We start from the raw sequence: 18,362 nt of genomic DNA on the forward strand, positions 1-18,362 counted from the left end.
AAAATAATCTAAGGACTTTAACATGAGCAAAACATCATTTATCTTAGCACCTGAACTGAAAAGAGATTGTATTGAACTGGCTGATTGGCCACTTTGTAAGGTGTTACTATTAAACGACAGCCAATATCCTTGGTTTGTATTGGTCCCCAGAATAGCGGGCTTAAAAGAGATTATTGATTTAACCGAGCAGCAACAAATTACTTATTTACACGAGTCAGCGAAACTCAGTCATTTGTTAGTCGAGGTATTTAATCCTGATAAGTTAAATGTAGCTGCATTAGGGAATATGGTGCCACAACTACATATTCATCATATCGCGCGTTTTAAAACAGATATTGCATGGCCTGCGCCGGTATGGGGCAAGTTTCCGAGTGTGCCTTATACTAATGAGCAGATAGAGCAATTAAAAGCGCATTTTTCAAAACCATAATGAGTGACTTTAGGGGATAGTATGAAATTAATCAAACAACTCTGTACAAGTGTATTTATTGCAGCTGTTGCAGTGTCAGCAGTGATAGCGGGCGAGCAGCCAGTAGCTATAGATGTGGTAAATAACGCTAATATTAAAAACTTTGCAGCACATAACAACTTAGTTTTTTCAGCAGCGCAGCCCAGTGATGCGCAGTTTAAGCAATTGTCACAAGCTAATGTTAAGCATGTTATTAATTTACGTGCAGCAGATGAGCAAGACTGGGATGAAGGGGCATTAGTCAATTCTTTAGGAATGAGCTATCACGCAATTCCTATTGCAGGTGCACAAGATGTAAACATCGACAATGCAAAACGATTAGCTAGCCTTTTAGAAGAACTTGAAGGTGAGTCAGTGGTTGTTCATTGTGCGAGCAGTAATCGTGTTGGTGCGCTAATGGCTATTTCAGCCCATCAGCAAGGCGCTGATATTGAGTCTGCAATTGAAACAGGCAAGCAGTGGGGAATGGCAAGCCTTGAGCCGGTTGTACGTAAAGTGATGAATGACAAATAATTCAAATAATAAAAAAAGCGTTACAGTGTAACGCTTTTTTTTATGTGAACTAATTTAGCGCATATTAATTAAGGCCAAGCACATCTTTGCCTTGTTTGAAGGTCACATCTACAGGGATGTTCGCTTTGCTTAACTTTTCTAAATCTTTAGCTAGTTCCGCTTTAATGTCGCCATGAGTGGCAATCAGTTGATCTACTTTTTCGTAATCACCATCACCTTGCAGAGTTAAAATAAGGCGTGATAACTTTGCCATAGCATCGCCCATTTTATCCATGTTGATGCTATACAAGCCGTCTTCATTTTTAGAGAAGGCACCTTCTTGAGCAAAAAAGTTAAAGCGGATCATGTTTGCTTTACCATGTGCACTTGATGCACCGAAACGCACAGAGCGGAAAATACCCGCCATAAAGGTGGTGTAGTAATCTTCTAACGTTCCTTCAGTGATTTCCCCTTTTTTAAGTAACTGTTCAACCATGTACAGACCAAGAATATCTGCTTTACCTTCTTCTAAGGCGCTAGCATGCTCTTGTAGAGATTGGCGAACGGTACCTTTGCCGGTAATAGTATTTTTAATTCCTAAACCGTGAGCCACTTCATGGAACATAGTGTTAGCAAAAAATGCATCAAAGGTAATGTGTTTACGTTGCTCTGGCACAATTAACTGCTCTGCGATAGGGACTAAAATTTTATCAAACTTCGCACGCATTGCATTTTTAAGTTGTAAGCGACGTGTGCCTTTTTCTAGCTGTACTTGCTCATCATTGGGTAAGTTTATCGCAATGGTTTTGCTGCCGGCATTTGAGTGCCCAGCATAATAAACAACATCGTAGGCATTTAAGTCAGCATCTGATCCTGGTACTTCTTGCTTGTACTTGCTATCAACAGGTAAGCCTTTTTGCAGCTCAGGTAAAAAGGCAGCAAATTTAGCCAGGCGTTCGCTCCATTTTAAATCTTTAATTAGTACATACGATTCATAGGCGGCACGGTAACCAAATAATTGGTCTTCGTAGTTTTCAATTGGGCCAATAACTACATCAATTGGGTTATTTTTCATATCCATCCAAGCGAAGTCAGAGGCTTGGAAATCATCGTTTTGTATTGCATCAGCTCGTAAGTTTAGGTAGTTGGCAAATTCTTTGTCGTCAGCTAATTTGCTGGCTTCTCTAAGTAACTCAGCTGCTTGAGCAAGTTCTACGGCATATTCTTCTGAATAAGGCGTGCTGTATAAATTACCTAACTCATCACGTTTAATGAGTGAGTAAAGCCCTGTTTTATCTTTTACATCAGCGTTATTAAGCTCTTCTTTGGTAATGTCGGCTGGGTAAAAACCGGCACCAAGTGGTTTTTCTTTATAGCCAGATAAAAATACCTCATCACCATTTAAACGATCCCAAGGGCCGTAGTTAATATCAGCAAATTTCCGTACTTTTTCATCATCTAATTGTGCTAAAAAGTCTTGTTTATCTTTACCAAATGCTTGTTTCCAAAATAAATCGTCCATAATTTTTGAAGCATCAATAAGCTTGGCAACCATGGCTTTTTGGTTATCAGATAAGTGTGACAAGTCGCTTTTTAAACTAAAATCTGTGTATATGTCTAAACGTTGACGGTCAATATTAACAAGAGCAGGCCCAGAAGGTGTTTGAGAAGCCGTAGATGCTGAGTTTTGTGCTGTACTACTTGAAGTCGGTGCTTGCTCAGAGCAGGCACTAAGAAGAATGACGCCAGAGAGCAAGATTGCTTGGCTAATTTTATTTAAAATCATTATGTTGCCTATTTAAAATTCAATTTTATAGCGTGTCTACTGTAAATTAAGGAGATGATGAGTATTAATATTCCTTAGCATGCTTGCATTAAAGCAAAACATACTAGCAAATAGCAAGTATTAGGCGTTAGAGTGAGGGGAGTACTGGTAAATAATCAATAATTATCTACAAATTTTTCTGCTTTGGGTATATGTTTAACACTACTAAGCTTTGAAATAATTAACAATTTAAGACTTACTATAAAAGTGTAGGTCAATAAGCAAAGGGATATTACATGTCTACAGAAAATGCCTTACTGACTATTTTAGTTGACAGAATTAACAACGACACACTGGTGTTGCCAACGTTACCTGAAGTGGCGATTAAGGTTCGCCAAGCTGCTGATAACCCAGATGTTAGTTTGATGCAGATGTCTGATGCAATAGCACATGACCCTGCATTGTCTGCGCGGATGATCAAAGTTGCAAATAGTGCCATTATGGGCCGCTCTGTAAAAGTATCTAATTTACATCAAGCGGTGACCCGTATTGGTTTAAGGCAAATAAAAAATATAGCAACGGCCATGGCAATGGAGCAATTATTTGTTTCTGATAATGAGCTAATAAAAGGTTATATGGCAAAAGCGTGGCAAAAAACGCTCAGTGTTGCTTCACACTCTATTGCTTTAACGGAGCTTTATTTAAAAAACAATACTCACACATCGCTTAATCGCGATGCCATTACATTAGCCTCATTAGTTTACAATATTGGGGTATTACCTATTTTAACTGAGGCAGAGCGACACCCTGAAGTGTTTGCAAATCCCAGCTTTTTAGCCCACGCAATTCAACGTTTAAGTGGTAAAATTGGTGGTTCAATCATGAAAGCGTGGGAATTTCCAGATGTGTTCATAGACGTTTCTCAACATTGGGCTGATGCTAACTACCGTTCTACTGAGGTGAGTTATATCGACTTTATTCGCATTGGCGCAATACTTGAAGGAACACTGCAAGTATCTGATAAGTCAGCAGCGCTGCAAACGTATATTGATAAAGGCATATTTCCTTCATTAGAAATGTTAGAGAGTGAAGAGTATTTGCATATGGTTGAAGACGTAAAAGAAATGTTTAGTTAAATTTTTGAACAATAAAAAGCACGATTAATATCGTGCTTATATTTTTAATACTATTTAATAAAGCTTTTACGCTAAATCGTCAGCATCACCTAAGCCCTGTGTAAGCTCTTCTAGCAATTGCTTAATTTCTTCAGATGCAAGAATAAAATCAGCATCTAGTTTAACCGCCATATCTTCTTTAGGAATATCGGCATTTTCTTCTTTAAGTGTTTCTGAATAGCTTAAACGTTTAATTGAGCCATCGTTTTGTAGCATAAATTTAACGCGCTCTTGCCAATCAAGGGCAAGCTTAGTGACGCGCTTACCACTTTCAAGGTGTGACTTTACTTCATCACATGATAAATCATGGCCTTTAAGTTTTACTTGAGCACCACTGTCATCTGCTTCTTCTAATTCAGCGTCAGAACCAATCGCAAACCCCTCTGGTGTACTAAAGTGAGTAAGCCAATCAGTTAAAAATACATCTAAATCATAATTAGCAAATGCAGGAACAACGGGTAACGTGCCTAATGATTTACGTAATAGAGCAAGTAGTTCCTCTGCTTTATTAAAGCTTGCGCTATTAACTACTACCCAACCATTTTCTTGGTCTATGAACGCAAACTGCAGGCTCGATTTTTTAAATGCTTGCGGCAATAGGGTATGTAAGATGTTTTCTTTTAATTCATCTTTTTCTTTTTTCTTTACCGGACGATTTTCTTCGGCTTCAATCTGATCAACTTTCTCAGCGACTAGTTCATTTATTACTGACGCAGGTAATACTTTCTCTTCGCGTTTTGCGCATACTAAAATACTTTTTTGTGAAAAATGAGAAAGGGTTTCACCATGCTTGCCTAATGCTTTTGTCCAGCCAAATGTTGCTAATTCTTGCCCTGTGCACGGACGAAATAGATCCTGTTCTAATGCTTTGTCAAAGTCTTCTTGAGTGTACGAAATGTCTTGTTTAAAGCGATAACATATAAGGTTACTAAACCACATAGGGGAATGATCCATTTAAAAAATTTGTGCAATCATAGCAATAAAAGCCGCTTCTAGAAACGGCTTTTATTATCTAATCTTGCTTAAAAAGCGGCAGTGGAGATGGTATGTTTTTAGGGAACGAAATTCGATAATGTAATCCTTGATTCGGTTCACTACTGGCTTCAATTTTGCCATTGAGTGTTTGTTTTACTAAGTTGAAAATAATATGGGCGCCTAAACCGCTGCCACCTTTATCGCGTTTAGTGGTAAAAAATGGGTCGAACAAATGCTTTAGTTGAGCCGGCTTTAAACCTATGCCGTTGTCTTGGTAATTAATAACTAAGTCGTCTTCATCGATATTTACCTCTATGGTAATTTGTCCACTGTTTATATTTTCAAAACCATGCAGTAATGAATTCATAATTAAGTTAGTAAATATTTGGCTGATCACCCCTGCAGGTAGGTTAATAATTAAATCATCTGGGCAATGCAGGACAATGCTATGGGCTGTTTTTTTAATTTGTGGGTGCAAAGAGCGAATAACTTCGTTGATGTAGTCTTTAAAGTTAATTGTTCTTAGGGCTTCACTGGCCTGATCTACCGCAATTTGTTTAAAGCTGGTTATTAAATCTGAGGCACGCTCTAAGTTGTGAGAAAGCAGTTGAGCGCTTTGTGCTGCATCATTAATAAATCCCTCTAACGCAGCTGAAGACAACGTTTTATTTTTATACGCCGTTTCTATTTCAGTTAACCGTTCTTGTAAAAATGAGGTGGCGGTAACGCCAATACCAATAGGGGTATTTATTTCATGCGTGATCCCAGCGACTAAACCGCCTAATACCGCCATTTTCTCTGAGCCAACCAGTTGCTCTTGCGCAAAGCTTAATTCATCTAGCGAGCTTTGCAGCTGAGTTTGTTTGCTTAACAGTTGTTGTTCGGTTTGCTTTCGTAAATCGACTTCTTCTGTTAATACTGCTTTTTGTCGTTCTAGTTCATATTTTTGTTGCTGTAGATCGATCATGGCTTGGCTTAAATTTGATGTTTTACGCGCAACATCTTGTTCAAGCTGTAAATTTTGTTGATCAAGCTTTTGATTACTTTCAATTAGGTCATGCTGGGTTTGTTTTAACTCTTTTTTATACTCAACAACTTTAGAGATTAGATTATTAAAAGAGCGTTCCATTACTTTTAGTTCATTATTTTCATCGCTGACAATTTTAACTTGTTGACCATCAAGCTCTTCTAATTCTAGGTATTCAATTTGCTCAGTTAGCTGAGTAAGAGGCTCTGTGAGCAGCTTTCTAAACGCAATTAAGAATAAAATGATTAAAAAGGTAGTTTTAATCATGGCGTTACCAATTAAAAAATAAATTGAGAGCATAATACGGCTAAAAATAACATCACGACTAGAGAACAAGGTAACGTCGCCAACTTGAGTAGCCCGACCTGAAAACTCAAAAATAAGGGGGAATGTATAGCCAAATAAACCGGCTTTGGTGTCTTCAACGATTACATCTTCTTGCACAAGTTGCTGGCTGTAAAGATTATGAATATTGAGTGCGCGGCCTAGTTGCGAAATAATAGCGCCGTTGTCATCACGAATAATTACCCCCTCTACCATAGGTATGTCGAGTAACCCTTCTGCGGTGGTTATAGTTTGTTTTGTATTAAGCTCCCAAATTGCTCGGGTTAAGCTTCTGCCAAATGTTTTTTGTAATGTACCAAGCTCATCGCGTATATAATCTTTGGTATTGACGTACTCTGCGAAAATTTGTCCGCAGGTCACAACAAAGGTCAGTATAAAGTAAACTGATAAAACCCGAGTAAGCAACTTTGTTGAAAGACTTTTTTGCGGCATGAGAGGCTTATATTTCCTTAAATTATTCAACTGTTAATGTTCGTTTATAAACATTAGTTAATAAATGATTAAAAATAAACATATATTTTATAATATTGCTATTTAGCGTTGTTAAATAAGCAATCATTCTGTTCATATATCAATTGGGTTTCTATTTGAGTACCGTTGGTTTTGGTAGGTTGTTTTTATTTGAGAGTAGTTAATTTACTGATTTGTATTGTGCAATTAAGCATTTTATTGATAACGTTAATAAAAGTTACAATAAATAGTCTGCTCATTGCTAATTTGGTTATACTTTTGACTGTTGCGGATTGGGCAACCAACTAATTTTACAGTGGGTTTAGGTGTTTTGTATGAGGTTAATCAGTGAGTCATTATGATGCGTTTTTCTATTTTAGTCTGTGATGATTCCACCGTCGCTCGCAAACAGGTAATGCGCTGTTTAAACGAGAGTATCGATGCTGATATTCAGCAAGCAACTAACGGTAAAGAAGCGTTAGCGTTATTGCATCAAGAGCACTTTGATCTTGTTTGTCTAGATTTAACCATGCCAGAAGTGGACGGCATTGAAGTGCTTGAGCAAGTTAAAGCAAATAAAATAGAATCCTATGTATTGGTAATTTCTGCTGATATCCAACAAAAAATGCAAGCACGTGTCGCGCAACTAGGCGCAATTGATTTTATTCATAAACCAATTAATAAAACGCAACTGAGTGCGGTTTTGCATAAGTTTGGCATTTATTAATAAAATTCATGATGAAAAAGACTGTTTTATCTTCTAATTTAGGGTTGACAGAATAGCCTGTGTTAAGGCAGTCTTAAGCTTATGAAAACATTTAGTCTTGTAACGACCATTATTATTACAACCACCATTCTTACTGGATAGTGGCATAGGTCGGTGCAACAAATTTAAAGGCCTGTGTTCACTTAGAACACAGGCCTTTTTTCGTTTTATGGAATGAGGAAACATAAAAAATGCGCGTATTAAAATTTGGCGGCTCATCGCTCGCTGATTTTGCCTGTTTAGAGCAAGTTGCTGCACTCGCTAAGGCACAATTAAAAGATGAAATGTTACTGGTACTGTCAGCCCCAGGTGGCATGACTGACTCGTTAGTTAATTTAGCTAGTACTGCAGAGCAGGGGCATGACTTTAGCGAACAATGGGATTCACTGACTAGCCGATGCAACACGCTTAAAGCGGCGGTAGAGGAAAAGCAAGGAGCAGTTCAAAACTGGCCTGACTTTAACGAACTTAAAAATAAGCTTGATGGTATTGCCCTGATAAAGTGCTGCCCTGATCAGGTCAGAGCATTCATTATTAGCTTTGGTGAGCGTGTTAGCGTATCGCTAATGCAAAGCCTATTAGCCGATCATAACGCGCATTATTTACAAGCAACAGATTGTATTGTTTCAACCGGCGGATACATAGACGCAGAAGCGGATTTAGTGGCCAGTAAAGCACGTTTTCAAGCAGTGTTAAAAGAATCGCCAGCAACGGTTTATATTATGCCGGGCTTTACTGCAAGTAATGATGAAGGGGAGCTCACAACGCTTGGTCGTAATGGGTCTGACTACTCGGCGGCGATTGCTGCGGCGTGTTTAGAGGCGCAAGTGTGCCAAATATGGACTGACGTTGATGGTGTATACAGCGCCGATCCGCGTTATATCAAAAAAGCCACTAAGGTTGATTTCCTATCTTATAAAGAAGCGATGGAACTTTCTTATTTTGGCGCTAAAGTATTGCACCCTAAAACTATCCTACCGTGTGCAAAAGCAGGGGTGCCATGCGAAATTAAAAACACTCATAACCCAGATGCGCAAGGCTCACTAATTAGTAACGATACGGTATCTGATGAACCAGTAAAAGCACTCTCAAGCCTACAAAATTTAGCTATGCTGACCGTTTCAGGCCCAGGCATGAAAGGTAAAGTAGGCATGGCATCGAAAGTATTTAATGCATTGGCACATGATAACGTATCAATTGTACTCATTACCCAGTCATCATGTGAATTTAGCATTAGTTTTTGTGTGCATGAAAGCGATTTAAATCTAGCGTTAAGTGCGTTGCAAGTAGCCTTTGACTTAGAGTCAAAAGCGGGGCTCATTGAGCCGGTAAATGTGCAACGTAATTTAGCAATAGTAACGTTAGTCGGTGATAACATGCGTGCCCATAAGGGGTTAGCGGCTAAGTTTTTTGCATCGCTTGCACAAGCGCAAGTAAACATTGTTGCTATAGCGCAAGATTCAACAGAAAGTGCTATTTCAGCCGTTATTGACGGTGAATTATGTAATGACGCGGTTAAAATTTGTCATGAAAACTTTTTCACTCATGTTCCTTCAATTGATGTGTTTTTATTGGGCTGTGGCTTAGTCGGCCAAGAGCTAATTAACCAACTTGAGCGTCAACAAGCATGGCTTGAAAAGCGTAATATTAAATTAAACCTATATGGTGTTGCCAACTCTCGTCAATTACACCTTGATGGTGAGGGGATTGCGTTTGATGATTGGCAGCAAAAACTGGCGCAGTCAGAGCAAGCGTTTGATTTAAAACTGGTCGAGCAGTTTGTTAAGCAAAATCATTTAGTTAATCCAGTGCTAGTTGACTGTACTTCATCAGATGCCTTAGCTGCACAATATGTAGATTTTTTAAATGCAGGTTTTCATGTCGTGGCTGCCAATAAAAAAGCCACCACGAGCTCATATACGTATTACCAAGATTTAATTGCAGCAACACATAAAAATAATCGTAAGTTTTTATACGAAACTAACGTAGGTGCAGGTTTACCTGTAATTGATAACTTGCAATCGTTGTTTGGTGCAGGTGATGAGTTACTTGAGTTTAGTGGTATTTTATCAGGCTCGCTTTCATACATGTTTGGTGCACTAGAAGATGGTTTATCACTTTCTGAAGCAACAATTAAAGCCAAAGAAAGCGGGTTTACAGAGCCCGATCCGCGCGATGACTTATCGGGAACTGACGTAGCACGTAAATTACTGATCATCGCACGCGAAGCCGGTATGAAATTAGAGCTTAGTGATATTGAAGTGGAGTCGGTTTTACCGCCAAGTTTTGCCCAAGGTGACAACGTTGAGCAGTTTATGGCGAAATTACCTAGCTTAGATGCTGGTTTTAACGACCGTGTGCAAAGTGCAGCAAGTGAAGGTAAAGTACTTCGCTACGTAGGCACAATTAAAAATGGTCACTGTAAGGTCGGAATCGAAGCCGTGGATTCATCACATGCATTGAATGTTATTCGTGATGGTGAAAATGCACTGGCTATTTTAAGCCAATACTACCAACCGCGTCCGTTTGTAATTCGTGGTTATGGGGCTGGCTCTGCAGTAACGGCTGCGGGTGTATTTGCAGACATCTTAAAAACATTATCTCGCTAGGAGTCAGTCATGATTGAAGTATATGCACCGGCGTCTATTGGTAATTTTGCCGTTGGCTTTGATGCGCTGGGCGCCGCACTAGCGCCCATTGATGGCGGTTTATTAGGTGATGTGGCGGTTGTGAGTGCCGCATCGAGTGATGAATTTATTTGTACAGGCGACTATGCACATAAGCTACCTAGTGATGCGCAAGAAAATTTAGCGTATCAGTGTTTAGTGCATTTTCGTAAACAAGTTGCGCCTGATATGCCTGCGGTAAAGCTCGAGCTTAGGAAAAACTTGCCGATTGGTTCGGGATTAGGCTCAAGTGCCTGCTCTGTGGTGGCGACATTTGCAGCACTGGATAAATTTGCCAAAACTAATTTAAGCCAAGTAGAGCTTATTGAACTTATGGCTGATTTTGAAGCCGTTGTAAGTGGGGGGCGCCATTACGATAACATCACACCGTGTTACTTAGGCGGCTTACAGCTAACCGGTGATTTAATTCCTGATAAATCTATTGCTTTACCTGTCGATGAAAACTGGTATTACGTTGCTGCATTTCCGGGTTTTTCGCTCAATACTGCGAAGGCGCGTTCTGTTTTACCAAAAGCGCTCAGTATGCATGCGGGGGTTGAGTTTGCTCAGCGCTTATCGGCGTTTAGTAGCTTACTGTTAACAGGGCGTTTTGATGATGCATTAAGCATTATGAAAGACGAAATAGCAGAGCCATACCGTGCGCCACTTATAAGCGGCTTTAGTGATGCTAAAGCAAGCTTACCAGCACTGGGTGCTGAAGTTGTGAGTATTTCAGGCGCAGGGCCGACCTTGTTTAGTGTATGTAAAACGCTTGAAGCGGCAGAGCAATGCGCGCAGTGGCTAGAGGAAAATTACATCAACGAGCAAGGTTTTTGCCATATTTGTAAATTAGATAACGACGGCACGCGTCAATTAAATGTTTTATAGGATAAAGAATCATGCAATTACATAATTTAAAAGAATATTCACAAAAAGTGTCGTTTGTTGAAGCTGTAAAAACAGGACTGGGGCGTAATCAAGGTGTGTTTTTTCCAGAGTCGTTAGCGCCATTAAGTGATGTTGATGCATTACTAGATATGGACTTTGTTACTCGCAGTGGCAAAATTCTATCGCACCTTATTGGTGACGAGCTACCAAGTGATACTGTTGCCCAGATGGTTAAGAATGCGTTTAATTTTCCGGTTAAGTTGGTGGAAGTTGAAGATAATACCTATTGCTTAGAGTTATTTCACGGCCCAACACTGGCATTTAAAGATTTTGGTGGCCGTTTTATGGCCGAGTGCTTGGCGCAATTTAATCAAGGTGAAAAAGTCACTATTTTAACTGCAACATCGGGTGATACCGGAGCTGCCGTAGCGCATGCTTTTTATAACAAGCCCAATATTGATGTCGTTATTTTATACCCTAAAGGTAAAATTTCATTAGCGCAGCAAAAGTTATTTACAACGCTTGGTGACAATATTCACTGTTATGCGATTGAGGGTAGTTTTGATGATTGCCAAGAGTTGGTTAAAAAATCATTTTTAGATGAAGAGCTAAAATCGAAGTTAGGTTTAAACTCAGCAAATTCAATTAACATTAGCCGGTTAGTCGCGCAGGTGTGTTATTACTTTGAAGCCATTGCCCAACTGCCAAAAGAAAAGCGTGCTACAGCGCATATTTCAGTACCCAGTGGTAACTTTGGTAATGTGTGTGCGGCTATGATTGGCGCTGTTATTGGTATGCCAGTTGGTAAACTAAGTGCGACTACAAACCAAAACGACACAGTACCGCGCTTTATGCTTGATAAAAATTGGACGCCTAATGCGACAATTGAATCGCTTTCAAATGCAATGGATGTGAGTAAACCTAATAACTGGCCACGTGTGCAATCAATGTTAGATAATAACTGGTTTAGTTATGATAACTTTTATTCGGTGAGTGTTGATGAGCAGCAAACACAAACAGTGATGAAAAAAATTCAACAGCTTGGCTATATTGCAGAGCCTCACACCGCAATTGCTTACCAAGGTCTTGTAGAAAATAAGGCGGCAGATGCTGTGGGGATTTTTTTAGCGACTGCGCATCCGGCCAAATTTAAAGACAGCGTTGAGGATATCCTTAATGTTGAATTAGATATGCCAAAGCCGTTAGCCGATGCATTAGCAAAGCTGTGTTTAGCCACTGATATGCACAACGATTATGATATTTTGCGTACAGAGTTGTTTAAAAAGCTTGCCTAAAAAAGGCAGATAATAAAAGCGGCTTAGGCCGCTTTTTTTGTTTATTTATGCATCGCTTTAGACATAACGCATAAGCTATATAAATGTAGTAAATAAAATTCATTTAAAATTGTTATTAGTTTATAAAAAAATATCATCATCAAAATGCTGTGAAATAGTTTCAATCCCTGTTTAAATATCCTCAACTTAAGAGCGTAGGCAAAACGTCGTTTTAAGCGTACAATAAAGCCTCTAAAAAATACCCATACACGTTGCCCAGGAGACCCCAATGTTAGAACGTAGCATGAATATTTCGGACTTTGATCCAGAGTTATTTGACGCGATGAGCAAAGAAACATCACGTCAGGAAGAGCATATTGAGTTAATTGCATCTGAAAACTACTGTAGCCCACGCGTACTTGAAGCGCAGGGTTCTCAGCTGACTAACAAATACGCTGAAGGTTACCCGGGCAAACGTTACTACGGTGGCTGTGAGCACGTAGACGTGGTTGAGCAACTTGCTATTGACCGCGCAAATGAATTATTTGGTACAGATTACGCAAATGTGCAACCTCATGCCGGTTCACAAGCTAATGCTGCTGTTTTCCAAGCTCTTTTAAGCCCACTTGACACTGTATTAGGCATGAGCCTAGCGCACGGTGGTCACTTAACACATGGCTCACACGTAAACTTCTCAGGTAAAACATACAACGCAATTCAGTATGGCCTTAACGAAGAAACTGGCGAAATTGATTACGCACAAGTTGAAGCGTTAGCACTTGAGCACAAACCAAAAATGATTATTGCGGGTTTCTCTGCTTATTCAGGTATTGTTGATTGGGCTAAGTTCCGTGAAATTGCAGACAAAGTAGGTGCATACTTATTTGTTGATATGGCGCACGTTGCAGGTTTAATTGCTGCGGGTGTTTACCCAAGCCCGGTGCCATTTGCTCACGTTGTAACAACCACAACACACAAAACATTAGCCGGTCCTCGCGGTGGTTTAATCATTTCTGCGTGTGGCGATGAAGAAATTTACAAAAAGCTAAACAGCGCTGTTTTTCCAGGTGGCCAAGGTGGTCCTTTATGTCATGTTATTGCTGCCAAAGCGGTCGCATTTAAAGAAGCACTTCAACCTGAGTTTAAAACATACCAAGCACAAGTTGTTAAAAATGCACAAGCAATGGTTGCGGTATTACAAGAGCGCGGCTACAAAGTAGTATCGGGTAAAACTGACAACCACTTATTCTTACTTGATTTAATCGACAAAGATATCACAGGTAAAGATGCAGATGCTGCCCTAGGTAATGCGAATATCACGGTTAACAAAAACTCAGTACCGAACGATCCACGTTCACCATTTGTTACCTCTGGTCTGCGTATTGGTTCACCAGCAATCACTCGTCGTGGCTTTAAAGAAGCTGAATCAAAAGAGTTAGCAGGCTGGATCTGTGATGTACTAGACAACATCGAAGATGAGTCAGTACAAGCGCAAGTAAAAGAAAAAGTGAAAGCAATTTGTGCAAAACTACCTGTTTACGCTTAATCCAAGAGTAAAATAGTAATTTAGATCACAACTGCACACATTTTTGTTATGATAATGGCCGCTATGATAGCGGCCATTTTTTGTTTTTAAAACGGAAACACACAGTTATGCATTGCCCTTTTTGCACCGCCAAAGATACTAAAGTTATTGATTCTCGCCTTGTAGGTGGGGGACACCAAGTACGTAGACGTCGTGAATGTAATGAATGCCACGAACGATTTACCACCTTTGAAGGGGCTGAATTAGTGATGCCACGGGTCATCAAGCAAGATGGAAGCCGCGAACCGTTTAATGAAGATAAGTTACTAAATGGCTTAACTCGCGCCCTCGAAAAACGCCCCGTAAGCACTGAGCAAGTTGATGAAGTGGTTAATATTATTAAGTCGCAGTTACGTGCCACTGGTGAGCGTGAAGTGTCTAGCCATTTGGTGGGTGAGTGCATTATGGAAGCGCTTAAAAAGTTAGATAAAGTGGCCTATGTAAGATTTGCCTCTGTATATCGCTCGTTTGAAGATATACGCGAATTTGGTGAAGAAATAGCCCGCTTAGGAGAGTAGTAATGAGCATGCAAAGTTCGTTTTCAGAGGATGATAAACGCTACATGGCTCGCGCTATCGAACTGGCAAAAAAAGGGCGCTTTACCACCACTCCTAATCCTAATGTTGGCTGCGTACTCGTAAAAAATAATAAAGTAATAGGTGAAGGGTTTCATCAGTTAGCGGGTCAAGGTCACGCAGAGGTAAACGCACTGGCTATGGCTGGCGAAAATGCCAAAGGCGCAACCGCTTATGTAACACTTGAGCCTTGCAGTCATTATGGTCGAACACCGCCATGTGCTGAAGGGCTAAAAGTAGCAGGTGTTAAAAAAGTGATTGCTGCAATGGTTGACAGCAACCCGCAAGTTGCAGGCAAAGGTCTGAAAATTTTAGCGGATGCTGGTATAGAAGTTGCTCACGGATTACTTGAAGCGCAAGCTCGCGCATTAAACCTTGGGTTTTTTAAGCGCATGGAGCAGGGGTTACCCTTTGTGACCTGCAAAATGGCCGCCAGTATTGATGGTAAAACGGCGCTTAAAAACGGCCAAAGTAAATGGATAACAGGCCCCGCTGCGCGCCAAGATGTGCAACTATACCGAGCACAAAGCTGTGCAATTTTAACCGGTGCCGATACGGTATTAATGGATGATGCAAAATTAAATGTGCGCCCTGAAGAGCTACCGAATTCTTTACCTACTGATTTACCACTGCGTCAACCGGTTCGCGCTATTATTGATTCTCAAAATAGGCTTACTCCTGAACTTGCGTTATTTTCAATTCAAAGTGAGGTGATAATATTTACCACTCGGGTTGATAAATCACATCAGTGGCCTCATTTTGTTAAACAGATTGAAGTACCTCAAAATAATAATAAAGTAGATTTACTGGCCGTGTTACGCACGCTCGCCCAATTGCAGTTTAATAACGTATGGTTAGAGGCCGGAGCAACACTGGCCGGTAAAATGACAGAACTTGATTTAATCGATGAGTTTGTTTTTTACATTGCGCCCAAATTAATGGGCGGCGATGCAAAAAGTTTACTGAACTTCCCAGAGTTAATGAGTATGCAAAATACCATTAATTTAACTTTTAATGAGTGTGTGCCAATCGGTGATGATTTACGTATCACGGCGATAAAAAAAGCACATTAATCATTTTATATAAAGAGCAGCACTATGTTTACTGGAATAGTTGAAGCAACAGGTAAAATTGCGTTATTACAAAAAAAACAAGGTGATTTAGCTATTCGTATTCAAAGTAAAAACCTTGATATGAGTGATGTTAAGTTAGGCGACAGTATTGCAACCAATGGTGTATGCCTAACGGTTGTTGATAAGCATATTGATGGTTTTAGTGCTGACTTATCAAATGAGACAATTAGCTTAACGGGGTTTGCACATTACACATTGGGGCAAACGGTAAACCTTGAAAAGGCAATGCAACCCGTTTCGCGCCTCGGTGGTCATTTAGTGTCTGGCCATGTAGATGGTATTGCCACTATCACAGCGATTAATGCCAATGCGCGAGCAACAGACTATTGGTTAGCCACCGATGAAAATTTAATGAAATACATTCCTTACAAAGGGTCGGTTTGTATTGATGGTATTAGCCTGACGGTTAATGCAGTTGAAGGTAATAAATTTAAACTGACGATTGTGCCCCACACCAGCGGGCAAACGACCATAGCTGACTTTAAAGTTGGCACCCAGGTTAATTTAGAGGTCGACCAAATAGCACGTTATTTAGAGCGCCTAGTTAGAGGGGCTGAGCAGCCTACGGGTTCAGATATTTCGATGAGCTTACTCGCCAAAGCGGGCTTTATAAAATAACGACATTGACAACTTATACGAGCAACTTATGAATTTAAATAGCGCACAAGAAATAATTGATGACATTAAAGCCGGTAAAATGGTTATTTTAATGGATGATGAAGACAGAGAAAATGAAGGCGATTTAATTATTGCTGCTGAACACATTAGTGCAGAAGCGATTAACTTTATGGCGACTCATGGCCGTGGACTAATTTGTTTAACGATGACTCAAGAGCGTTGCTCGCAGCTTGATTTACCATTAATGGTAAAAAATAATGGTGCCGCATTCTCAACTAATTTCACTATGTCGATTGAAGCATCAAAAGGGGTTACCACAGGTATTTCTGCAGCGGATCGTGCCCGCACTGTTCAAGCTGCCATCGCGAAAGGCGCTGTGCCAAGCGATATTGTACAACCAGGTCATATTTTTCCTATTATGGCGCAACCAGGCGGCGTGTTAACACGTGCAGGGCATACAGAAGCAGGGTGTGACTTAGCGCGTTTAGCAGGGCTTGAGCCATCATCAGTGATTGTAGAAATCCTAAATGAAGATGGCACCATGGCGCGTCGTCCTGATTTAGAAGTATTTGCTAAGCAACATGATATTAAAATTGGCACCATTGCTGATTTAATCGAGTACCGTAACCTAAACGAAACCACAATTGAGCAAGTTGCAAAATGTAAATTGCCAACTGAACATGGTGAGTTTGACTTAGTGACTTACAAAGACACTATAGACGGTCAGCTGCATTATGCATTACTTAAAGGTGAAATAAAGCCACAAGAACCGACCTTAGTACGTGTGCATTTACAAAGTACCTTTAACGATATTTTACTCTCTGATCGCAATGCTGACCGTAGTTGGGGTTTATCGCAAGCAATGGCTTATGTTGCCGAGCATAATGGTGTTTTAGTTATTTTAGCAAAGCAAGAAAGTACTGAAGAGTTAGAGGCTACAGTTAAAGCGTTTGCTGCAGAGGATGCCGGTGAAAATGTAACACCGCGTAAATTCCAAGGCACTTCACGTACCGTAGGTGTTGGCTCTCAAATTCTGGCAGATTTAGGAATCCAAAAAATGCGTTTGATGAGCTTACCAAAAAAATACCATGCATTATCAGGGTTCCATTTAGAAGTGGTTGACTACGTAGAGCCACAATAATTACGCGCTAGGTTATTATTTTATTTATGTGGTATAATGCGCAGCAATTTTTGCGCAACCGAAATCGCTTAAACTTATTTTTAGGGTTATCAAATGAAAATTATTGAAGGTAATAAATACGCTCCAGGCAAAAAGTTTGCCATTGTCATTTCTCGTTTTAATGACTTTATTGGTAGTAGCTTGCTTGCAGGTGCTGTTGATGAGCTAAAACGTACTGGTGGAGTATCAGAAGACGATATTACCGTGATTTACGTACCCGGTGCGGTTGAATTACCTTTAGCAGCGAAACGCGTTGCAGCAAAAAAAGAATATGATGCAATTATCGCCTTAGGTGTGGTGATCAGAGGGGGCACGCCTCACTTTGATCTCGTCGCTGGCGAGTCAAATAAAGGGCTTGCGCAAGTATCACTTGAGTATGATATCCCGGTTGCATTTGGCGTATTAACCACTGAAAGCATTGAGCAAGCAATTGAGCGCGCAGGTACCAAAATGGGTAACAAAGGCGGCGAAGCTGCTTTAGGTGCGCTTGAAATGGTTAATGTGTTAGATAAAATTTAAGTTTAAGGAATTTTTGTGAAACCAGCAGCAAGACGTAAAGCACGTATCTTAGCACTTCAGGCCGTATATTCATGGCAATTAAGCGGCAATGCGATTGCCGATATCGAACAACAAATGTTGATCGAAAACGATGTGACTAAAATTGATGTTGAATATTTTAAAGATTTAGCGCGTGGAGTTGCCGTAAATCATAAGCAACTAGACGAAGCTGTATCGCCTCATTTAACTCGTCCATTTGATGAATTAGACGAAGTTGAACGTGCAATCTTACGTTTAAGCAGCTACGAGCTTAAATTTCGTGAAGATGTTCCTTACAAAGTGGCTATCAATGAAAGCATTGAATTAGCGAAAATGTTTGGCGCTGAAGATAGCCATAAATTTGTAAACGGTGTACTTGATAAAGCTGTAAAACAGTTACGCAAGTCATAACAACTTAAGCTGCATATTAATTTTAAGTGAG

17 protein-coding genes are annotated in these 18,362 nt (G+C 40.1%); 14 read left to right on the plus strand and 3 right to left on the minus strand.

The annotated features are described in order from the left end of the window. The first annotated feature begins 22 nt into the window (after positions 1 to 22). Together KG708_RS14915 and KG708_RS14920 are read left to right on the plus strand one after the other, a co-directional pair. Complete coding sequence (locus tag KG708_RS14915) at positions 23 to 430, plus strand: HIT domain-containing protein (RefSeq protein WP_213611011.1); 408 nt, start codon at positions 23 to 25, stop codon at positions 428 to 430. Positions 431 to 451: 21 nt separating this feature from the next. Next, positions 452 to 982: a hypothetical protein gene (locus KG708_RS14920; RefSeq protein WP_213611013.1), complete on the plus strand. Its 531-nt coding sequence runs from the start codon at positions 452 to 454 to the stop codon at positions 980 to 982. Positions 983 to 1,046: 64 nt separating this feature from the next. Here the strand turns inward: KG708_RS14920 and KG708_RS14925 are convergent, their stop codons facing one another. Further along, positions 1,047 to 2,747 carry a Zn-dependent hydrolase gene (locus KG708_RS14925; protein ID WP_213611015.1) on the minus strand — a complete coding sequence of 567 codons (1,701 nt, stop codon included), beginning with the start codon at positions 2,745 to 2,747 and terminating at the stop codon, positions 1,047 to 1,049. Between the two features lie 275 nt (positions 2,748 to 3,022). Here KG708_RS14925 and KG708_RS14930 point away from each other — a divergent pair, with 275 nt between their 5' ends. After that, entirely contained in the window at positions 3,023 to 3,862 is an 840-nt protein-coding gene (locus KG708_RS14930) for an HDOD domain-containing protein (protein ID WP_213611017.1), read from the plus strand. A 66-nt stretch (positions 3,863 to 3,928) separates the two neighbouring features. Here the strand turns inward: KG708_RS14930 and rdgC are convergent, their stop codons facing one another. Beyond that, on the minus strand, positions 3,929 to 4,840 hold the full coding sequence (rdgC, locus tag KG708_RS14935) for a recombination-associated protein RdgC (protein ID WP_213611019.1): 912 nt from the start codon (positions 4,838 to 4,840) through the stop codon (positions 3,929 to 3,931). Positions 4,841 to 4,913: 73 nt separating this feature from the next. Beyond that, entirely contained in the window at positions 4,914 to 6,680 is a 1,767-nt protein-coding gene (locus KG708_RS14940) for an ATP-binding protein (RefSeq protein ID WP_213611021.1), read from the minus strand. Between the two features lie 376 nt (positions 6,681 to 7,056). On the opposite strand from KG708_RS14940, the gene KG708_RS14945 reads away from it, so the two are divergent. The 11 genes from KG708_RS14945 to nusB all read left to right on the plus strand — a co-directional run bounded on the left by KG708_RS14945 (position 7,057) and on the right by nusB (position 18,331). Then, positions 7,057 to 7,425, plus strand: a complete 369-nt coding sequence (locus tag KG708_RS14945) for a response regulator (protein WP_213611029.1) — start codon at positions 7,057 to 7,059, stop codon at positions 7,423 to 7,425. Between the two features lie 230 nt (positions 7,426 to 7,655). Then, positions 7,656 to 10,073: a bifunctional aspartate kinase/homoserine dehydrogenase I gene (gene thrA, locus KG708_RS14950; RefSeq protein WP_213611031.1), complete on the plus strand. Its 2,418-nt coding sequence runs from the start codon at positions 7,656 to 7,658 to the stop codon at positions 10,071 to 10,073. 9 nt (positions 10,074 to 10,082) lie between these two features. Further along, positions 10,083 to 11,018, plus strand: a complete 936-nt coding sequence (gene thrB, locus KG708_RS14955) for a homoserine kinase (protein ID WP_213611033.1) — start codon at positions 10,083 to 10,085, stop codon at positions 11,016 to 11,018. A gap of 11 nt (positions 11,019 to 11,029) precedes the next feature. Beyond that, positions 11,030 to 12,313: a threonine synthase gene (thrC, locus tag KG708_RS14960; protein WP_213611034.1), complete on the plus strand. Its 1,284-nt coding sequence runs from the start codon at positions 11,030 to 11,032 to the stop codon at positions 12,311 to 12,313. Positions 12,314 to 12,581: 268 nt separating this feature from the next. Further along, on the plus strand, positions 12,582 to 13,838 hold the full coding sequence (gene glyA / locus KG708_RS14965) for a serine hydroxymethyltransferase (protein WP_013464229.1): 1,257 nt from the start codon (positions 12,582 to 12,584) through the stop codon (positions 13,836 to 13,838). A 107-nt stretch (positions 13,839 to 13,945) separates the two neighbouring features. Continuing rightward, positions 13,946 to 14,395, plus strand: a complete 450-nt coding sequence (gene nrdR / locus KG708_RS14970; RefSeq protein WP_010390928.1) for a transcriptional regulator NrdR — start codon at positions 13,946 to 13,948, stop codon at positions 14,393 to 14,395. 2 nt (positions 14,396 to 14,397) lie between these two features. After that, positions 14,398 to 15,525, plus strand: coding sequence for a bifunctional diaminohydroxyphosphoribosylaminopyrimidine deaminase/5-amino-6-(5-phosphoribosylamino)uracil reductase RibD (ribD, locus tag KG708_RS14975; protein WP_213611035.1), 1,128 nt, complete (start codon positions 14,398 to 14,400; stop codon positions 15,523 to 15,525). A 24-nt stretch (positions 15,526 to 15,549) separates the two neighbouring features. Continuing rightward, entirely contained in the window at positions 15,550 to 16,203 is a 654-nt protein-coding gene (locus tag KG708_RS14980; protein WP_213611036.1) for a riboflavin synthase, read from the plus strand. Positions 16,204 to 16,231: 28 nt separating this feature from the next. Beyond that, a complete protein-coding gene (ribBA, locus tag KG708_RS14985; RefSeq protein ID WP_213611047.1) occupies positions 16,232 to 17,344 on the plus strand; it encodes a bifunctional 3,4-dihydroxy-2-butanone-4-phosphate synthase/GTP cyclohydrolase II in 1,113 nt (370 codons plus the stop codon). Between the two features lie 93 nt (positions 17,345 to 17,437). Next, complete coding sequence (ribE, locus tag KG708_RS14990) at positions 17,438 to 17,902, plus strand: 6,7-dimethyl-8-ribityllumazine synthase (RefSeq protein WP_008110216.1); 465 nt, start codon at positions 17,438 to 17,440, stop codon at positions 17,900 to 17,902. A gap of 15 nt (positions 17,903 to 17,917) precedes the next feature. Continuing rightward, the gene (gene nusB / locus KG708_RS14995; protein ID WP_008110215.1) at positions 17,918 to 18,331 is read left to right on the plus strand and encodes a transcription antitermination factor NusB; all 414 of its coding nucleotides are present in this window, start codon (positions 17,918 to 17,920) and stop codon (positions 18,329 to 18,331) included. The last annotated feature ends 31 nt before the right edge of the window (positions 18,332 to 18,362 follow it).

The organism is Pseudoalteromonas sp. (assembly GCF_018402495.1).
Taxonomy (GTDB): Bacteria; Pseudomonadota; Gammaproteobacteria; order Enterobacterales; family Alteromonadaceae; genus Pseudoalteromonas.